The organism is Pseudomonas sp. R1-1 (assembly GCF_051132135.1).
Classification (GTDB): Bacteria; Pseudomonadota; Gammaproteobacteria; order Pseudomonadales; family Pseudomonadaceae; genus Aquipseudomonas.
In genome coordinates, this window is the sequence record NZ_CP071663.1 from 742045 (window position 1) to 757018 (window position 14974).

Consider the following 14974-nt stretch of genomic DNA (forward strand, 5'->3'; position numbering starts at 1 on the left):
GGTACGCCAAATGTTGCAACCAAAGCGTACGAAGTTCCGCAAGCAGATGACCGGCCACAACCGTGGTCTGGCACTGCGCGGTAGCAAAGTCAGCTTCGGCGAGTTCGCGCTGAAGTCTGTTGCTCGTGGTCGTCTCACCGCTCGTCAGATCGAGTCAGCGCGTCGTGCTCTGACCCGTCACGTAAAACGTGGCGGCAAGATCTGGATCCGTGTATTCCCGGACAAGCCGATCTCCAAAAAACCTCTAGAGGTTCGTATGGGTAAAGGTAAGGGTAACGTGGAATACTGGGTTGCCCAGATTCAGCCAGGCAAAGTCCTGTATGAAATCGAGGGTGTTTCTGAAGAGCTGGCGCGTGAGGCTTTCGCCCTGGCTGCTGCAAAGCTGCCGCTCGCCACCTCCTTTGTTAAACGGACGGTGATGTGATGAAAGCGAATGAACTTCGTGAAAAATCCGCACAGCAGCTGAACGAGCAACTGCTCGGCCTGCTGCGCGACCAGTTCAATCTGCGCATGCAGAAAGCAACTGGCCAGTTGGGGCAGTCTCATCTGCTCTCGCAAGTTAAGCGTGACATCGCTCGCGTGAAGACTGTGCTCAACCAGCAGGCAGGTAAGTGATCATGGCTGAAGCCGAAAAAACTGTCCGTACGCTGACTGGCCGTGTTGTCAGCGACAAGATGGACAAAACCATCACCGTTCTGATCGAGCGTCGCGTTAAGCACCCGATCTACGGTAAATACGTTAAGCGTTCGACTAAGCTGCACGCGCACGACGAAACCAATCAGTGCCACATCGGCGACAAAGTCACTATTCGTGAAACTCGTCCGATGGCCAAGACCAAGTCTTGGGCACTGGTTGATGTTCTCGAACGCGCTGTGGAAGTCTAAGGGCTAGGGGTCGGAGAAATTATATGATTCAGACTCAATCCATGCTCGATGTGGCCGATAACAGCGGCGCTCGCCGTGTTATGTGCATCAAGGTGCTGGGTGGCTCCCATCGTCGTTACGCTGGTATCGGTGACATCATCAAAGTTACCGTGAAGGAAGCAATTCCTCGCGGTAAAGTGAAAAAAGGCCAAGTGATGACTGCTGTTGTAGTCCGCACTCGTCACGGCGTACGTCGTGCTGATGGCTCCATTATCCGCTTTGATGGCAACGCTGCTGTTCTTCTGAACAACAAGCAAGAGCCGATCGGCACCCGTATCTTTGGGCCAGTGACCCGTGAACTTCGTACTGAGAAGTTCATGAAGATCGTCTCGCTCGCCCCAGAAGTGCTGTAAGGAGATCCGACATGCAAAAGATTCGTCGTGACGACGAGATCATCGTGATCGCCGGCAAAGACAAAGGTAAGCGCGGTAAGGTGCTGAAGGTTCTTGCTGACAACCGTCTGGTTGTTGGTGGTCTGAACCTGGTCAAGCGTCATACCAAGCCTAACCCGATGTCGGGCGTACAGGGCGGTATCGTCGAGAAAGAAGCGCCACTGCACGCTTCCAACGTCGCCATCTTCAACGGCGAAACCAACAAGGCTGACCGCGTTGGTTTCAAAGTAGAAGACGGTAAGAAAATTCGTGTCTTCAAGTCGACCCAAAAAGCGGTTGATGCTTGAACACTGCTAGGTAGAAGACCATGGCACGACTAAAAGAGATTTACCGGAAGGAAATCGCTCCGAAACTTAAGGAAGAACTTAAGCTTTCGAACGTGATGGAAGTTCCGCGCGTTACCAAAATCACCCTGAACATGGGTCTGGGCGAAGCGATCGGCGACAAAAAAGTCATCGAACACGCTGTTGCTGACCTGGAAAAGATCACCGGCCAGAAAGTCGTTGTGACCTACGCTCGTAAATCCATCGCAGGCTTCAAAGTCCGCGAAGGATGGCCGATCGGCGTCAAAGTGACTCTGCGCCGTGAGCGTATGTACGAGTTCCTGGATCGTCTGCTGTCGATCTCCCTGCCTCGGGTTCGCGACTTCCGCGGCCTGAATGCCAAGTCCTTCGATGGTCGTGGCAACTACAGCATGGGCGTGAAAGAGCAGATCATTTTCCCTGAAATCGACTACGACAAGATCGATGCTCTCCGCGGTCTGGACATTACCCTGACCACCACTGCCAAGAACGATGATGAAGGTCGCGCGCTGCTGCGTGCTTTCAAATTCCCGTTCCGCAACTGATTGGAGTAGGAAAATGGCCAAGAAGAGCATGAAAAACCGTGAGCTGAAGCGTCAGCTCACCGTTGCCAAGTACGCCACCAAGCGTGCAGCGCTGAAAGCTATCATCGTCGATCTGAACGCAAGTCCAGAAGCGCGTTGGGAAGCTACCGTAGCTCTGCAGAAGCAACCACGTGACGCAAGCGCTTCTCGCATGCGTAACCGTTGCCGCCTGACTGGTCGTCCGCACGGCGTTTACCGCAAGTTCGGCCTCGGCCGTAACAAGCTGCGTGAAGCTGCAATGCGTGGTGACGTTCCAGGTCTGGTTAAAGCCAGCTGGTAATAGTCGTCAAAGCCTCGATGGCCGGGTTTGCAAAAACCTGACCATCGGTGCCTTGAATGTGAATCAAGCCCCTTTTGGGGCTTGATTCATTTCTGGGGTGTGTCTAGAATGACCGGCTCGCCTGAGCCCGTGTTTTTTCATGCCCGGAAGTTCTCGGCGACAAGTAGTAGCCGCAAGGCTAATTTTTCTGTATTAGGAGCGTCTAGCCCATGAGTATGCAGGACCCGTTAGCGGACATGCTAACTCGAATCCGTAATGCCCAGATGGCTGAAAAGTCTGTCGTAAGCATGCCGTCTTCCACGTTGAAGGCTGCTGTAGCAAAAGTCCTGAAGGACGAAGGTTACATCGCGGATTTTCAGATCACCACCGACGCCAAGCCGTCGTTGTCCATCTCGCTGAAGTACTTCGAAGGCCGTCCGGTTATCGAAGAAGTGAAGCGCGTTAGTCGTCCAGGCCTGCGTCAGTACAAGTCCGTTGAAGATCTGCCGAAAGTTCGTGGCGGTCTTGGCGTGTCTATCGTCTCCACCAACAAAGGTGTGATGACGGATCGTGCTGCGCGCGCTGCCGGTGTCGGCGGCGAAGTTCTTTGCACTGTGTTCTAAGGGGGGATAAGCATGTCTCGCGTCGCTAAGAACCCCGTTAAGCTGCCAGCCGGTGTCGAAGTCAAATTCGCAGGCCAACAGCTTTCGGTGAAGGGTGCCAAGGGTACTCTTGAACTGAACATCCATTCGTCCGTTGAGATCGTTGAAGAAGCTGGTGAGCTGCGTTTCGCTGCTCGCAATGGCGATCAACAGACTCGCGCAATGGCCGGTACCACGCGTGCGTTGGTAAACAACATGGTCCAGGGCGTAAGCCAAGGCTTCGAGCGCAAGCTCCAGCTGGTCGGTGTTGGTTACAAGGCGCAAGCAAAAGGTCAGGTTCTGAACCTGGCTCTTGGCTTCTCGCACCCAGTGGATTACGAACTGCCGCAAGGCATCACCGCTGAGACTCCTAGCCAGACCGATATCCTGATCAAGGGCATCGACAAGCAGCTGGTAGGTCAAGTGGCCGCTGAGATCCGCGACTTCCGTCCACCAGAGCCGTACAAAGGCAAAGGTGTGCGCTACGCGGACGAAGTCGTCCGTCGTAAAGAAGCCAAGAAGAAGTAGGGCATAGCAAATGACCGACAAAAAAGTTACTCGACTGCGTCGCGCTCGCAAAGCACGCCTGAAAATGCACGAACTCGAAGTCGTGCGTCTCTGCGTGTTCCGCTCGTCGCAGCACATCTACGCCCAGGTCATCTCGGCCGACGGCAACAAAGTCCTGGCAAGTGCCTCGACTTTGGATAAAGAACTGCGTGATGGTGCCACTGGCAACATCGACGCGGCCACAAAGGTTGGCCAGCTGGTCGCTACGCGTGCTAAGGCCGCTGGCGTATCGCAAGTGGCTTTCGACCGCTCTGGCTTCAAGTATCACGGCCGCGTTAAAGCGCTGGCTGATGCTGCTCGTGAAGCTGGGCTGGAGTTCTAAGTTATGTCAAATAACGACCAAAAGCGCGACGAAGGCTACATCGAGAAGCTGGTTCAAGTTAACCGCGTAGCCAAAACCGTTAAAGGCGGCCGTATCTTCACTTTCACCGCGTTGACCGTGGTTGGTGATGGTAAAGGGCGTGTTGGCTTCGGCCGTGGCAAGTCGCGTGAAGTGCCTGCTGCGATCCAGAAGGCAATGGAAGCTGCTCGCCGCAACATGATTCAAGTTGACCTGAACGGCACCACTCTGCAGTACGCAATGAAGTCCGCTCACGGCGCTTCGAAGGTGTACATGCAGCCTGCTTCTGAAGGTACCGGTATCATCGCTGGCGGCGCTATGCGTGCTGTCCTCGAAGTTGCTGGCGTTCAGAACGTTCTGGCCAAGTGCTACGGCTCGACCAACCCGGTAAACGTGGTTCACGCCACTTTCAAGGGTCTGAAGGCTATGCAATCTCCTGAGTCCATCGCTGCCAAGCGTGGCCTGCGTGTTGAGGAGATCAAGTAATCATGGCTACCGTTAAAGTAACGCTGATCAAAAGCATGACCGGCCGCATCCCTAACCACAAACTGTGCGTTAAGGGTCTGGGTCTGCGTCGCATCGGTCACACTGTAGAAGTCCAGGATACTCCCGAGAATCGCGGGATGATCAACAAGGCTTACTACATGCTGCGTGTCGAGGGTTAATCGATGAAACTCAATGATCTGAGTCCAGCGCCGGGTTCCCGTCGCGAAAAGCATCGTCCGGGCCGTGGTATCGGTAGTGGTTTGGGCAAGACTGGTGGCCGTGGTCACAAAGGTCAGACCTCCCGCTCCGGTGGCACTATCGCTCCAGGCTTTGAAGGCGGTCAACAGCCGCTGCATCGTCGCCTGCCTAAGTTCGGTTTCGTTTCCCTGAAAGCCATGGATCGCGCAGAAGTGCGTCTTTCCGAGCTGGCCAAAGTGGAAGGCGACATCGTTACTGTGCAGTCCCTGAAAGATGCCAACGTGATCAACGTCAACGTACAGCGTGTGAAAATCATGCTGTCCGGTGAAGTGACTCGCGCTGTCACTATCGGCAAGGGAATCGGCGCCACCAAAGGTGCGCGTGCGGCTATCGAAGCAGCTGGCGGCAAGTTCGAGGAATAAATGGCTAAGCAAGGTGCTCTCTCTGCGCTCGGCAAAGGCGGTATGTCTGAACTCTGGGCTCGTCTGCGTTTTCTGTTCCTGGCGATTATCGTCTACCGAATAGGCGCACACATCCCGGTTCCAGGTATCAACCCGGACCGACTCGCAGACCTGTTTCGACAGAATGAGGGGACCATTCTTAGCTTGTTCAACATGTTCTCCGGCGGTGCGCTGGAACGGATGAGCATCTTTGCATTGGGGATCATGCCGTACATTTCGGCATCGATCATCATGCAGTTGATGACCGCCGTCAGCCCACAGCTGGAGCAGTTGAAGAAGGAAGGTGAAGCTGGCCGTCGCAAGATCAGCCAGTACACCCGCTACCTCACCGTCGCTCTCGCTCTCGTTCAGGCTATTGGCATGTCCATTGGTCTGGCGGGGCAGGGCGTGGCGTTCACTGGTGACTTGGGCTTCCATTTCGTCGCGGTAACCACATTTGTGGCTGGTGCGATGTTCATGATGTGGCTGGGTGAGCAGATTACTGAGCGTGGTGTTGGCAACGGTATCTCGATGTTGATTTTTTCGGGTATCGTCGCCGGTCTTCCGAGAGCAATCGGGCAGTCTTTCGAGTCTGCGCGTCAGGGTGATATCAACATCTTCGCCCTGGTTGCCATCGGTTTGCTGGCAGTAGCGATTATCGGTTTCGTGGTGTTCATTGAGCGTGGTCAGCGTCGTATTGCTGTTCACTACGCCAAGCGTCAGCAGGGCCGCAAGGTTTTTGCTGCGCAGACCAGCCACTTGCCGCTGAAGGTGAACATGGCCGGTGTTATTCCGGCTATTTTCGCGAGCAGCATTTTGCTGTTCCCGGCTTCGCTGGGTGCCTGGTTCGGTCAGTCTGAAGGTATGGGCTGGCTGCAGGACATCTCGCAGTCGATCGCTCCTGGTCAGCCGTTGAATATTCTGCTGTTTAGTGCAGGGATTATTTTCTTCTGCTTCTTCTATACGGCGTTGATGTTCAATCCGAAAGACGTAGCGGAAAACCTGAAGAAGTCCGGTGCCTTTATTCCGGGTATCCGTCCAGGTGAGCAGTCTGCGCGCTACATTGATGGCGTTCTGACTCGTTTGACCCTGTTCGGTGCTCTTTACATGACGGCCGTGTGTCTGTTGCCCCAGTTTCTGGTGGTTGCGGCAAACGTACCGTTCTACCTTGGCGGGACCTCGTTGCTGATCGTGGTCGTGGTTGTGATGGACTTCATGTCCCAAGTACAATCGCACCTCGTTTCGCACCAGTACGAATCCCTGATGAAGAAAGCCAACCTGAAGGGTTACGGCAGCGGCATGTTGCGCTGAGTACCCATAAGGTTCGAGGAGTTGGTGATGAAAGTTCGTGCATCGGTGAAAAAGCTGTGCCGTAACTGCAAGATTATTCGCCGCGAAGGTGTTGTTCGAGTAATTTGCAGCGCGGAACCGCGTCACAAACAGCGCCAAGGCTGAGTGTGATTGTGCTTCAAGCCCGGTAGCTAGTGCGCTACCGGGTTGATTATTTGTTATTACAGCGATATTATCTCGCGCCCTATTTCTTGGCTTCCGGGGCGTAGGTAGCTGTCAATTGGAGTCCCACTGAATGGCCCGTATTGCAGGCGTTAACATTCCAGATAACAAGCATACTGTTATCTCGCTGACCTACATCTATGGTGTTGGTCGCACTACTGCGCAGAAGATCTGTGCAGTGACTGGGGTAAACCCAGCAGCAAAGATCAAAGATCTGAGCGACGAGCAAATTGAACAGCTGCGTGGCGAAGTGGCGAAGTTCACCACTGAAGGTGACCTGCGTCGCGAAATCAACATGAAAATCAAGCGCTTGATGGACCTCGGTTGCTATCGCGGTCTGCGTCATCGTCGTGGTCTGCCAGTACGCGGTCAGCGTACCAAGACCAACGCGCGTACCCGTAAAGGTCCGCGTAAGCCGATCCGCAAGTAATCGCCCCAGCGAATCGACAGGAATTTAATCATGGCAAAACCTGCTGCTCGTCCTCGTAAAAAAGTTAAAAAGACAGTGGTTGATGGCATCGCCCACATCCATGCATCTTTTAACAACACCATCGTGACCATTACCGACCGTCAAGGTAACGCTCTTTCCTGGGCTACCTCCGGTGGTTCGGGTTTCCGCGGTTCCCGCAAGTCCACCCCGTTCGCTGCTCAGGTAGCTGCTGAACGTGCTGGTCAAGCTGCGCTGGAATACGGCCTGAAAAACCTCGACGTCAACGTCAAGGGTCCAGGTCCAGGTCGTGAATCCGCAGTCCGCGCTTTGAACGGCTGTGGCTACAAGATCGCCAGCATCACCGACGTGACGCCAATCCCGCACAACGGGTGCCGTCCGCCGAAGAAGCGCCGCGTGTAATCCAGGAGATTGTAAAGAATGGCTCGTTACATTGGTCCAAAATGCAAACTCGCTCGTCGCGAAGGCACCGATCTCTTCCTGAAGAGCGGCGTGCGCGCGATCGAATCGAAGTGCAACATTGAAGCAGCACCTGGTATCCACGGCCAGCGCCGCGGTCGCCAGTCCGATTACGGCACCCAACTGCGTGAAAAGCAGAAGGTTCGTCGTATCTACGGCGTTCTCGAGCGTCAGTTCAGTGGCTACTACAAAGAAGCTGCTGGCAAGAAAGGTGCAACCGGTGAAAACCTGCTGCAACTGCTCGAATGCCGTCTGGACAACGTCGTATACCGTATGGGCTTTGGTTCGACTCGTGCCGAATCCCGTCAGCTGGTATCGCACAAGTCGATCAGCGTTAACGGTCAGACCGTAAACGTTCCGTCGTATCAGGTTCGTGCTGGTGACGTGGTTGCAGTTCGCGAGAAAGCAAAAAACCAGCTTCGCATTGTCCAAGCTCTCGATCTGTGTGCCCAACGTGGCCGCGTAGAATGGGTAGAAGTAGACACTGAGAAGAAGTCGGGCGTTTTCAAGAACGTTCCTGCTCGCAGTGATCTGTCCGCCGACATCAACGAAAGCCTGATTGTCGAGCTCTACTCCAAGTAAGGGCTAGAAAATAGGTGCATCCATGCAGATTTCGGTAAATGAGTTCCTGACACCCCGCCACATTGATGTGCAGGTTGTCAGTCCAACCCGCGCCAAGATCACTCTCGAGCCTCTCGAGCGTGGTTTTGGCCACACCCTGGGCAACGCGCTGCGCCGCATCCTGTTGTCCTCAATGCCCGGCTGCGCAGTAGTCGAGGCCGAGATTGACGGTGTGCTCCACGAGTACAGCGCCATCGAAGGTGTACAGGAAGACGTAATTGAAATCCTGTTGAACCTTAAAGGTCTGGCCATCAAGCTGCACGGTCGTGACGAAGTTACGCTGACCTTGTCGAAGAAGGGTTCGGGGGTGGTTACCGCTGCCGATATTCAGCTGGATCATGATGTCGAGATCGTTAATCCCGATCACGTAATCGCTAACCTGGCGTCTAACGGCGCCCTGAACATGAAGCTCACCGTAGCTCGTGGTCGTGGTTATGAACCAGCCGACTCGCGTCAGAGCGATGAAGACGAAAGCCGCAGCATCGGTCGCTTGCAGCTCGATTCTTCGTTCAGCCCGGTTCGCCGTATCGCTTACGTGGTGGAAAACGCCCGTGTCGAGCAGCGTACCAACCTGGACAAGCTGGTTATTGATCTGGAAACCAACGGTACTCTGGACCCTGAAGAGGCTATCCGCCGCGCTGCAACCATTCTGCAACAGCAGTTGGCTGCGTTCGTCGACCTCAAAGGTGACAGTGAGCCAGTGGTTGTCGAGCAGGAAGACGAGATCGATCCGATCCTGCTTCGCCCGGTTGACGATCTGGAACTGACTGTACGTTCGGCTAACTGCCTTAAGGCGGAAAACATCTACTACATCGGCGACCTGATTCAGCGTACCGAAGTAGAGCTGTTGAAGACTCCGAACCTGGGCAAGAAATCCTTGACTGAAATCAAGGACGTTCTGGCCTCCCGCGGTCTGTCCCTCGGCATGCGCCTCGACAACTGGCCGCCTGCAAGTCTTAAGAAGGACGACAAGGCGACTGCCTGATCGTCGTAATCACCGAACGTAGTGTTTGGTAAGGAATGAACCATGCGTCATCGTAAAAGTGGTCGTCACCTGAGCCGCACCAGCTCGCACCGCAAGGCCATGTTCCAAAACATGGCGGTGTCGCTGTTCGAGCACGAGCTGATCAAAACTACTCTGCCAAAAGCCAAAGAACTGCGCCGGGTTGCCGAGCCGCTGATCACTCTGGCCAAGACAGACAGCCTGGCTAACCGCCGTCTGGCTTTCGACCGTACTCGTTCGAAAGCTATCGTTGGTAAGCTCTTCAACGACCTGGGCAAGCGTTACGCTACCCGTGAGGGTGGCTACCTGCGCATCCTCAAGTGCGGTTTCCGCGCTGGCGACAACGCGCCTATGGCGTACGTCGAGTTGGTTGATCGTGCTACTGCTGGCGAAGCTGTATCCGCCGAGTAAGACGTCAGTCTGAAACAAAGAACCGGGCCTAGTGCCCGGTTTTTTGTGCCTCCAGAAAATGCGCGGTTCGTACAAGTATCTGACACAGTCGTAATGCCACTATGTGGTGGGAACATGATTAGTAATTATCTATCGACTGCTGCAAGTTAATGAATTTGTGGCTGTCGCTTCGATGATCAATACTCCCCACCAAGCCATTAGCCGGCAGTTCAAGACTGACAGAGGAAGAAGACCGCATGAGCCAGACCAAAACGCTTACAACCGCCAGTGGCGCACCTGTCGCCGATAACCAGAATTCTCGCTCCGCCGGCCCGCGCGGTCCGTTGCTGCTCGACGACTTTCATCTGATCGAGAAGCTCGCCCACTTCAATCGCGAAAACATCCCTGAGCGCCGCGTACATGCGAAAGGCTCGGGTGCTTACGGCACTTTTACCGTCACCCGCGATATCACCGAATACACCAGCGCCAAATTGTTCGAAGCGATCGGCAAGCAAACCCCGACGTTCCTGCGCTTCTCCACCGTGGGTGGAGAGCGCGGTTCAGCCGACACCGAGCGCGACCCACGTGGTTTCGCGCTGAAGTTCTACACCGAGGAAGGCAACTGGGACATCGTCGGCAACAATACGCCGGTGTTCTTCATTCGTGATCCGCTGAAATTCCCTGACTTTATCCACACGCAAAAGCGCCTGCCGCAAAGCAATCTGAAAAGCGCGCAGATGATGTGGGATTTCTGGTCGCATTCGCCCGAAGCGCTGCACCAGGTGACGATTCTGTTCTCGGATCGCGGCATTCCTGACGGCTACCGCCACATGCACGGCTTTGGCAGCCACACCTACAGCCTGATCAGCGCCAAGGGCGAGCGTCACTGGGTGAAGTGGCATTACAAGACGCTGCAAGGCATCAAAAACCTTGCGCCAGCCGATGCTGCGCGTTTGGCCGGTACTGATCCTGACTACGCTCAGCGCGACCTCTTCGAAGCGATCGAGCGCGGTGATTTCCCTAAATGGCGCGTGTGCATCCAGATCATGACTGAAGCGCAAGCGGCGGCGCATTACGAGAACCCGTTCGACGTAACCAAAACCTGGTCGCAGAAGGAATTCCCGCTGATCGAAGTCGGTGAGCTGGAGCTGAACCGCAACCCGCTCAACTACTTCGCAGAAGTCGAGCAGGCCGCGTTTGGCCCGAGCAACATGGTCCCAGGTGTTGGTCTGTCGCCAGATCGCATGCTGCAAGGTCGTGTGTTCGCTTATGCCGACGCACACCGCTACCGCGTCGGCACTAATCACCAGCAACTGCCGGTGAACGCCCCGCGCAGCCCGGTGAACACCTATCAGCGCGACGGCTCAATGGCTTTTGGCAGCAACGGTGGTGCGGCGCCTAACTACGAGCCGAACAGCTACATCGAATCGCCTAAGCAAGCTCCGCACTATGCTGAACCTGCGCTGGCCTTGAGTGGTGCGGCCGATCGTTACGATCACCGCGAAGACACCGATTACTACAGTCACGCCGGTGCGCTGTACCGTTTAATGAACGATGAGCAGAAGGCGCTGTTGGTCAGCAACATTGCCGGTGCGATGGCCGGGGTTTCGCCTGATGTCGTAGACCGCCAACTGCAGCATTTCTACAAAGCCGATCCGGCGTATGGAGAAGCAATCGCAAAGCTGCTCAACGTACAGCTTAACGAAGTCTAAACGAGAAGCAGAACCGCCCTCATTTGGGCGGTTTTTGCGTTATTTAGCCTGCTTTTCTCGGATATTCTTCACTTTTATTGCGCTCGGCGGGTGACCTTCCGGTCAGGTTGGTTCAAACTACAGACTTTCCAGCAGGGAGATGTAGGGCGATGCAAGGCCACCCAGACGTAATCGATTACCTCAACACGTTGCTGACCGGCGAACTGGCCGCGCGTGACCAATATTTTGTTCATTCGCGGATGTATGAGGACTGGGGGTTCACCAAGCTCTACGAGCGAATCAACCACGAAATGGAAGAAGAGGCAGGCCACGCCGACGCGCTGATGCGGCGGATTTTGATGCTCGAAGGCACGCCGCGCATGCGTCCGGATAATCTGGATGTGGGCACCACGGTGCCGACCATGCTCGAAGCGGATCTGCGCCTTGAATACAAAGTTCGCGCTGCCCTGTGCAAAGGTATCGAGCTGTGCGAGCAACACAAGGATTACGTCAGCCGTGAGATCCTGCGGGTGCAGCTCAACGACACCGAAGAAGATCACACCTACTGGCTGGAAAAGCAGTTGGGGCTGATCAAGCTCATCGGTCTCGAGAACTACCTGCAATCCCACGCGTCCTGATTGCCTCCGATGTAAAAAAGCCCCTGTCACTTCAACAGTGACAGGGGCTTTTTCATGCCTGGCGTCTACGCCCGATCGCGGATCAACAGCGGCTTGAGGTAATGGCCAGTGTGAGATTGCTTCATCTCGGCCACTTCCTCCGGCGTACCGGTGGCAATGATCTGCCCGCCCTTGGAACCGCCCTCTGGACCAAGATCCACCAGCCAGTCGGCAGTCTTGATCACATCGAGGTTGTGCTCGATCACCACCACCGTGTTGCCGTGATCGCGCAGGCGGTGCAGCACGTCGAGCAATTGCTGGATATCGGCGAAGTGCAGTCCGGTGGTCGGCTCGTCGAGGATATACAGGGTTTTGCCGGTATCACGCTTGGACAGCTCGCGTGACAACTTGACCCGCTGCGCTTCACCACCCGATAGCGTGGTCGCCGACTGCCCGAGCTTGATGTACGACAAGCCCACATCCATTAACGTCTGCAGCTTGCGCGCCAGCGCCGGCACCGCGTCGAAGAATTCGCGAGCTTCCTCGATGGTCATCTCGAGGGTTTCGTGAATGCTCTTGCCCTTGTATTTGATCTCGAGGGTTTCGCGGTTATAGCGCTTGCTCTTGCACACGTCGCACGGCACATAGATGTCCGGGAGGAAGTGCATCTCCACCTTGATCAGGCCATCGCCCTGGCAGGCCTCGCAACGACCGCCCTTGACGTTGAACGAGAAACGCCCCGGCCCGTAACCGCGTGAACGCGACTCCGGCACGCCGGCGAACAGTTCGCGAATGGGCGTGAACAAACCGGTGTAGGTCGCCGGGTTGGAGCGCGGTGTACGGCCGATCGGGCTCTGGTCGATATCGACGACCTTATCCAGGTGCTCGAGGCCTTTGATGCTGTCGTGTGCGGCCGCTTCCAGCGTGGTCGCACCGTTGAGCGCGGTGGCGCTCAGCGGGAACAGCGTGTTGTTGATCAGCGTCGATTTGCCCGAGCCGGACACGCCGGTCACGCACGTCAGCAGGCCGATCGGAATGTCCAGATCGACGTTGCGCAGGTTGTTGCCGCGCGCGCCTCTGAGCGACAGGTTGAGCTTCTTGTTGCGCGGTGTGCGCTTGGCCGGCACTTCGATCTTCACCCGGCCCGACAGGTATTTGCCGGTCAGGGAGTCCGGGTGCGCCATGACTTCGTCCGGCGTACCTTCGGCAACGATTTGCCCGCCGTGTACACCGGCGCCCGGGCCGATGTCGACGACATAGTCAGCCAGGCGAATTGCGTCCTCGTCGTGCTCGACCACAATCACCGTGTTGCCGATATCACGCAGGTGTTTGAGGGTACCGAGCAAACGGTCGTTATCGCGCTGATGCAGGCCAATGGACGGTTCATCGAGGATGTACAAGACGCCCACGAGACCGGCGCCGATCTGGCTGGCCAGACGAATCCGCTGCGCCTCGCCGCCGGACAGAGTGTCGGCGCTGCGATCCAGCGACAGGTAATCGAGGCCGACGTTGACCAGAAACTGCAGACGCTCGCGGATTTCCTTGAGAATCTTGTCGGCGATCTCGCCGCGGCGGCCGGTCATCTTCAGGTCGGCGAAGTATTCGCAGGCGTCGCCGATCGGCAGGTTGGTCACGGCCGGCAGGGTTTTCTCGCCGACCCACACGTGCCGCGCTTCACGACGCAGGCGGGTGCCGCGGCAGTCTGGGCAAGCCTGGTGGCTGAGGAACTTGGCCAGCTCTTCGCGTACGCTTGCCGACTCGGTCTCGCGGTAGCGACGCTCCAGATTCGGCACGATGCCTTCGAACGGGTGCGAGCGTTTGACGATATCGCCGCGGTCGTTGAGGTATTTGAAGTCGACATTCTGCGAACCGCTGCCGTGCAGGATGTTTTTCTGCTGCTCGGCGCTCAGTTCGTTGAAGGGCTTGTCGAGGCTGAACTTGTAGTGCGAAGCCAGCGAACCGAGCATCTGGAAGTAATAGACGTTGCGCCGGTCCCAGCCGCGGATTGCACCTTCGGCCAGGGTCAGCTCGCCATTGACCAGTCGCTTGATATCGAAAAACTGCTTTACCCCCAGGCCATCACAGGTCGGGCAGGCGCCGGCCGGGTTGTTGAAGGAAAACAGCTTGGGTTCCAGCTCGCTGATCGCATGGCCGCAGATCGGGCAGGCGAAGCGTGCGGAGAAGATCATTTCTTCGCCGGGCTCGTCATCCATCGGTGCCACCAGGGCAATGCCGTCGGCCAGTTTCAGCGCGGTTTCGAACGACTCGGCCAGCCGCTGCTGCAGATCGGCGCGGACCTTGAAGCGGTCGACGATCACGTCGATCGAGTGCTTCTTCTGTTTATCCAGTTTTGGCAGTTCGTCGAGCTCGCAGATGCGGCCATTGACCCGAGCGCGGACAAAGCCCTGCGCGCGCAGTTCTTCGAAGACCGACAGGTGCTCACCTTTACGCTCGCGAATTACCGGCGCCAGCAGCATCAGCTTGCTGCCTTCCGGCTGGGCCAGCACCAGATCGACCATCTGGCTGACGGTCTGTGCTTCCAGCGGAATGTCGTGGTCGGGGCAGCGCGGCGTACCGACGCGGGCGTAGAGCAGGCGCAGGTAGTCGTAGATTTCGGTGATGGTGCCGACCGTGGAACGCGGGTTGTGCGAGGTCGACTTCTGTTCGATGGAGATCGCCGGCGACAGGCCTTCGATGGTATCGACGTCGGGTTTTTCCATCATCGACAGGAATTGGCGGGCGTAGGCCGACAGCGATTCGACATAGCGGCGCTGACCTTCGGCATACAGCGTGTCGAACGCCAGGGACGACTTGCCGGATCCGGACAGGCCGGTGATGACAATCAGTTTGTCCCGTGGCAGGGTCAGGTCGATGTTCTTCAGGTTGTGGGTACGGGCCCCACGTATCAGGATCTTGTCCAAAGTGGCCTCGCTCGGCGGGCGTCGAAAACGTAGGAGTATACGGCCAAATACTGGATGGATGCACACTATCAAACGAAGGGCGTTTCACCGTTCATGAAGAGAGTTTCATCTATACGCGTCATAGCGTCGCGATATACCCCGTCTTCCGATGGGACTGGTAGAATCGCCGCCGGTTCACAC

At 56.3% G+C, this 14974-nt stretch carries 23 protein-coding genes; 22 read left to right on the forward strand and 1 reads right to left on the reverse strand.

The genetic code is table 11. The annotated features are described in order from the left end of the window. Positions 1-10: 10 nt before the first annotated feature. The 22 genes from rplP to bfr all read left to right on the forward strand — a co-directional run bounded on the left by rplP (position 11) and on the right by bfr (position 11894). A complete protein-coding gene (rplP, locus tag J3P75_RS03420) occupies positions 11-424 on the forward strand; it encodes a 50S ribosomal protein L16 (RefSeq protein ID WP_003228729.1) in 414 nt (137 codons plus the stop codon). Continuing rightward, a complete protein-coding gene (gene rpmC, locus J3P75_RS03425) occupies positions 424-615 on the forward strand; it encodes a 50S ribosomal protein L29 (RefSeq protein ID WP_002555481.1) in 192 nt (63 codons plus the stop codon). Before rplP ends, rpmC begins: the two co-directional genes overlap by 1 nt. A 2-nt stretch (positions 616-617) precedes the next feature. Further along, positions 618-884, forward strand: coding sequence for a 30S ribosomal protein S17 (rpsQ, locus tag J3P75_RS03430; RefSeq protein WP_003194644.1), 267 nt, complete (start codon positions 618-620; stop codon positions 882-884). A gap of 23 nt (positions 885-907) precedes the next feature. Beyond that, on the forward strand, positions 908-1276 hold the full coding sequence (gene rplN, locus J3P75_RS03435; protein WP_002555479.1) for a 50S ribosomal protein L14: 369 nt from the start codon (positions 908-910) through the stop codon (positions 1274-1276). An 11-nt stretch (positions 1277-1287) separates the two neighbouring features. Continuing rightward, positions 1288-1602: a 50S ribosomal protein L24 gene (rplX, locus tag J3P75_RS03440; protein WP_003186046.1), complete on the forward strand. Its 315-nt coding sequence runs from the start codon at positions 1288-1290 to the stop codon at positions 1600-1602. A 20-nt stretch (positions 1603-1622) separates the two neighbouring features. Continuing rightward, on the forward strand, positions 1623-2162 hold the full coding sequence (gene rplE, locus J3P75_RS03445; RefSeq protein ID WP_003210069.1) for a 50S ribosomal protein L5: 540 nt from the start codon (positions 1623-1625) through the stop codon (positions 2160-2162). A 13-nt stretch (positions 2163-2175) separates the two neighbouring features. After that, positions 2176-2481: a 30S ribosomal protein S14 gene (gene rpsN / locus J3P75_RS03450; RefSeq protein ID WP_003228726.1), complete on the forward strand. Its 306-nt coding sequence runs from the start codon at positions 2176-2178 to the stop codon at positions 2479-2481. Between the two features lie 209 nt (positions 2482-2690). Beyond that, positions 2691-3083 (forward strand): 30S ribosomal protein S8, encoded by a 393-nt coding sequence (gene rpsH / locus J3P75_RS03455; protein ID WP_016772944.1) that lies wholly within the window; start codon positions 2691-2693, stop codon positions 3081-3083. Positions 3084-3095: 12 nt separating this feature from the next. After that, positions 3096-3629 (forward strand): 50S ribosomal protein L6, encoded by a 534-nt coding sequence (rplF, locus tag J3P75_RS03460; protein ID WP_007966176.1) that lies wholly within the window; start codon positions 3096-3098, stop codon positions 3627-3629. 10 nt (positions 3630-3639) lie between these two features. Further along, positions 3640-3990: a 50S ribosomal protein L18 gene (gene rplR, locus J3P75_RS03465; RefSeq protein ID WP_003186037.1), complete on the forward strand. Its 351-nt coding sequence runs from the start codon at positions 3640-3642 to the stop codon at positions 3988-3990. Between the two features lie 3 nt (positions 3991-3993). Next, positions 3994-4494, forward strand: coding sequence for a 30S ribosomal protein S5 (gene rpsE / locus J3P75_RS03470; RefSeq protein WP_007955637.1), 501 nt, complete (start codon positions 3994-3996; stop codon positions 4492-4494). Between the two features lie 2 nt (positions 4495-4496). After that, the gene (gene rpmD / locus J3P75_RS03475; RefSeq protein ID WP_003176408.1) at positions 4497-4673 is read left to right on the forward strand and encodes a 50S ribosomal protein L30; all 177 of its coding nucleotides are present in this window, start codon (positions 4497-4499) and stop codon (positions 4671-4673) included. Positions 4674-4676: 3 nt separating this feature from the next. Continuing rightward, the gene (gene rplO, locus J3P75_RS03480) at positions 4677-5114 is read left to right on the forward strand and encodes a 50S ribosomal protein L15 (RefSeq protein ID WP_003228720.1); all 438 of its coding nucleotides are present in this window, start codon (positions 4677-4679) and stop codon (positions 5112-5114) included. After that, positions 5115-6443: a preprotein translocase subunit SecY gene (gene secY, locus J3P75_RS03485; protein ID WP_090286770.1), complete on the forward strand. Its 1329-nt coding sequence runs from the start codon at positions 5115-5117 to the stop codon at positions 6441-6443. Between the two features lie 27 nt (positions 6444-6470). Beyond that, positions 6471-6587 carry a 50S ribosomal protein L36 gene (gene rpmJ / locus J3P75_RS03490; RefSeq protein WP_002555468.1) on the forward strand — a complete coding sequence of 39 codons (117 nt, stop codon included), beginning with the start codon at positions 6471-6473 and terminating at the stop codon, positions 6585-6587. A 130-nt stretch (positions 6588-6717) separates the two neighbouring features. Beyond that, positions 6718-7074: a 30S ribosomal protein S13 gene (gene rpsM, locus J3P75_RS03495; protein WP_003186020.1), complete on the forward strand. Its 357-nt coding sequence runs from the start codon at positions 6718-6720 to the stop codon at positions 7072-7074. Between the two features lie 30 nt (positions 7075-7104). Further along, positions 7105-7494, forward strand: coding sequence for a 30S ribosomal protein S11 (rpsK, locus tag J3P75_RS03500; RefSeq protein WP_002555466.1), 390 nt, complete (start codon positions 7105-7107; stop codon positions 7492-7494). An 18-nt stretch (positions 7495-7512) separates the two neighbouring features. Next, on the forward strand, positions 7513-8133 hold the full coding sequence (rpsD, locus tag J3P75_RS03505) for a 30S ribosomal protein S4 (RefSeq protein WP_003176404.1): 621 nt from the start codon (positions 7513-7515) through the stop codon (positions 8131-8133). A gap of 22 nt (positions 8134-8155) precedes the next feature. After that, the gene (locus tag J3P75_RS03510; protein WP_003186012.1) at positions 8156-9157 is read left to right on the forward strand and encodes a DNA-directed RNA polymerase subunit alpha; all 1002 of its coding nucleotides are present in this window, start codon (positions 8156-8158) and stop codon (positions 9155-9157) included. A 42-nt stretch (positions 9158-9199) separates the two neighbouring features. After that, a complete protein-coding gene (rplQ, locus tag J3P75_RS03515; protein WP_003176402.1) occupies positions 9200-9586 on the forward strand; it encodes a 50S ribosomal protein L17 in 387 nt (128 codons plus the stop codon). Between the two features lie 236 nt (positions 9587-9822). Further along, positions 9823-11277 carry a catalase gene (locus tag J3P75_RS03520; RefSeq protein ID WP_434709332.1) on the forward strand — a complete coding sequence of 485 codons (1455 nt, stop codon included), beginning with the start codon at positions 9823-9825 and terminating at the stop codon, positions 11275-11277. 149 nt (positions 11278-11426) lie between these two features. Then, a complete protein-coding gene (gene bfr / locus J3P75_RS03525) occupies positions 11427-11894 on the forward strand; it encodes a bacterioferritin (RefSeq protein ID WP_434709333.1) in 468 nt (155 codons plus the stop codon). Positions 11895-11959: 65 nt separating this feature from the next. Here the strand turns inward: bfr and uvrA are convergent, their stop codons facing one another. Then, on the reverse strand, positions 11960-14794 hold the full coding sequence (gene uvrA, locus J3P75_RS03530; protein WP_203419689.1) for an excinuclease ABC subunit UvrA: 2835 nt from the start codon (positions 14792-14794) through the stop codon (positions 11960-11962). Positions 14795-14974: the final 180 nt, after the last annotated feature.

Coding starts and splice junctions, on each gene's coding strand:
- rplF (WP_007966176.1), top strand. CDS start 3,096: ATGTCTCGCGTCGCTAAGAACCCCGTTAAGCTGCCAGCCGGTGTCGAA.
- secY (WP_090286770.1), top strand. CDS start 5,115: ATGGCTAAGCAAGGTGCTCTCTCTGCGCTCGGCAAAGGCGGTATGTCT.
- rpsM (WP_003186020.1), top strand. CDS start 6,718: ATGGCCCGTATTGCAGGCGTTAACATTCCAGATAACAAGCATACTGTT.
- rplE (WP_003210069.1), top strand. CDS start 1,623: ATGGCACGACTAAAAGAGATTTACCGGAAGGAAATCGCTCCGAAACTT.
- J3P75_RS03520 (WP_434709332.1), top strand. CDS start 9,823: ATGAGCCAGACCAAAACGCTTACAACCGCCAGTGGCGCACCTGTCGCC.
- rplP (WP_003228729.1), top strand. CDS start 11: ATGTTGCAACCAAAGCGTACGAAGTTCCGCAAGCAGATGACCGGCCAC.
- rplN (WP_002555479.1), top strand. CDS start 908: ATGATTCAGACTCAATCCATGCTCGATGTGGCCGATAACAGCGGCGCT.
- rpsD (WP_003176404.1), top strand. CDS start 7,513: ATGGCTCGTTACATTGGTCCAAAATGCAAACTCGCTCGTCGCGAAGGC.
- rpsE (WP_007955637.1), top strand. CDS start 3,994: ATGTCAAATAACGACCAAAAGCGCGACGAAGGCTACATCGAGAAGCTG.
- rpsN (WP_003228726.1), top strand. CDS start 2,176: ATGGCCAAGAAGAGCATGAAAAACCGTGAGCTGAAGCGTCAGCTCACC.
- J3P75_RS03510 (WP_003186012.1), top strand. CDS start 8,156: ATGCAGATTTCGGTAAATGAGTTCCTGACACCCCGCCACATTGATGTG.
- rpsH (WP_016772944.1), top strand. CDS start 2,691: ATGAGTATGCAGGACCCGTTAGCGGACATGCTAACTCGAATCCGTAAT.
- rpsQ (WP_003194644.1), top strand. CDS start 618: ATGGCTGAAGCCGAAAAAACTGTCCGTACGCTGACTGGCCGTGTTGTC.
- bfr (WP_434709333.1), top strand. CDS start 11,427: ATGCAAGGCCACCCAGACGTAATCGATTACCTCAACACGTTGCTGACC.
- rplX (WP_003186046.1), top strand. CDS start 1,288: ATGCAAAAGATTCGTCGTGACGACGAGATCATCGTGATCGCCGGCAAA.
- rplR (WP_003186037.1), top strand. CDS start 3,640: ATGACCGACAAAAAAGTTACTCGACTGCGTCGCGCTCGCAAAGCACGC.
- rpmJ (WP_002555468.1), top strand. CDS start 6,471: ATGAAAGTTCGTGCATCGGTGAAAAAGCTGTGCCGTAACTGCAAGATT.
- rpmC (WP_002555481.1), top strand. CDS start 424: ATGAAAGCGAATGAACTTCGTGAAAAATCCGCACAGCAGCTGAACGAG.
- rplO (WP_003228720.1), top strand. CDS start 4,677: ATGAAACTCAATGATCTGAGTCCAGCGCCGGGTTCCCGTCGCGAAAAG.
- rpmD (WP_003176408.1), top strand. CDS start 4,497: ATGGCTACCGTTAAAGTAACGCTGATCAAAAGCATGACCGGCCGCATC.
- rplQ (WP_003176402.1), top strand. CDS start 9,200: ATGCGTCATCGTAAAAGTGGTCGTCACCTGAGCCGCACCAGCTCGCAC.
- rpsK (WP_002555466.1), top strand. CDS start 7,105: ATGGCAAAACCTGCTGCTCGTCCTCGTAAAAAAGTTAAAAAGACAGTG.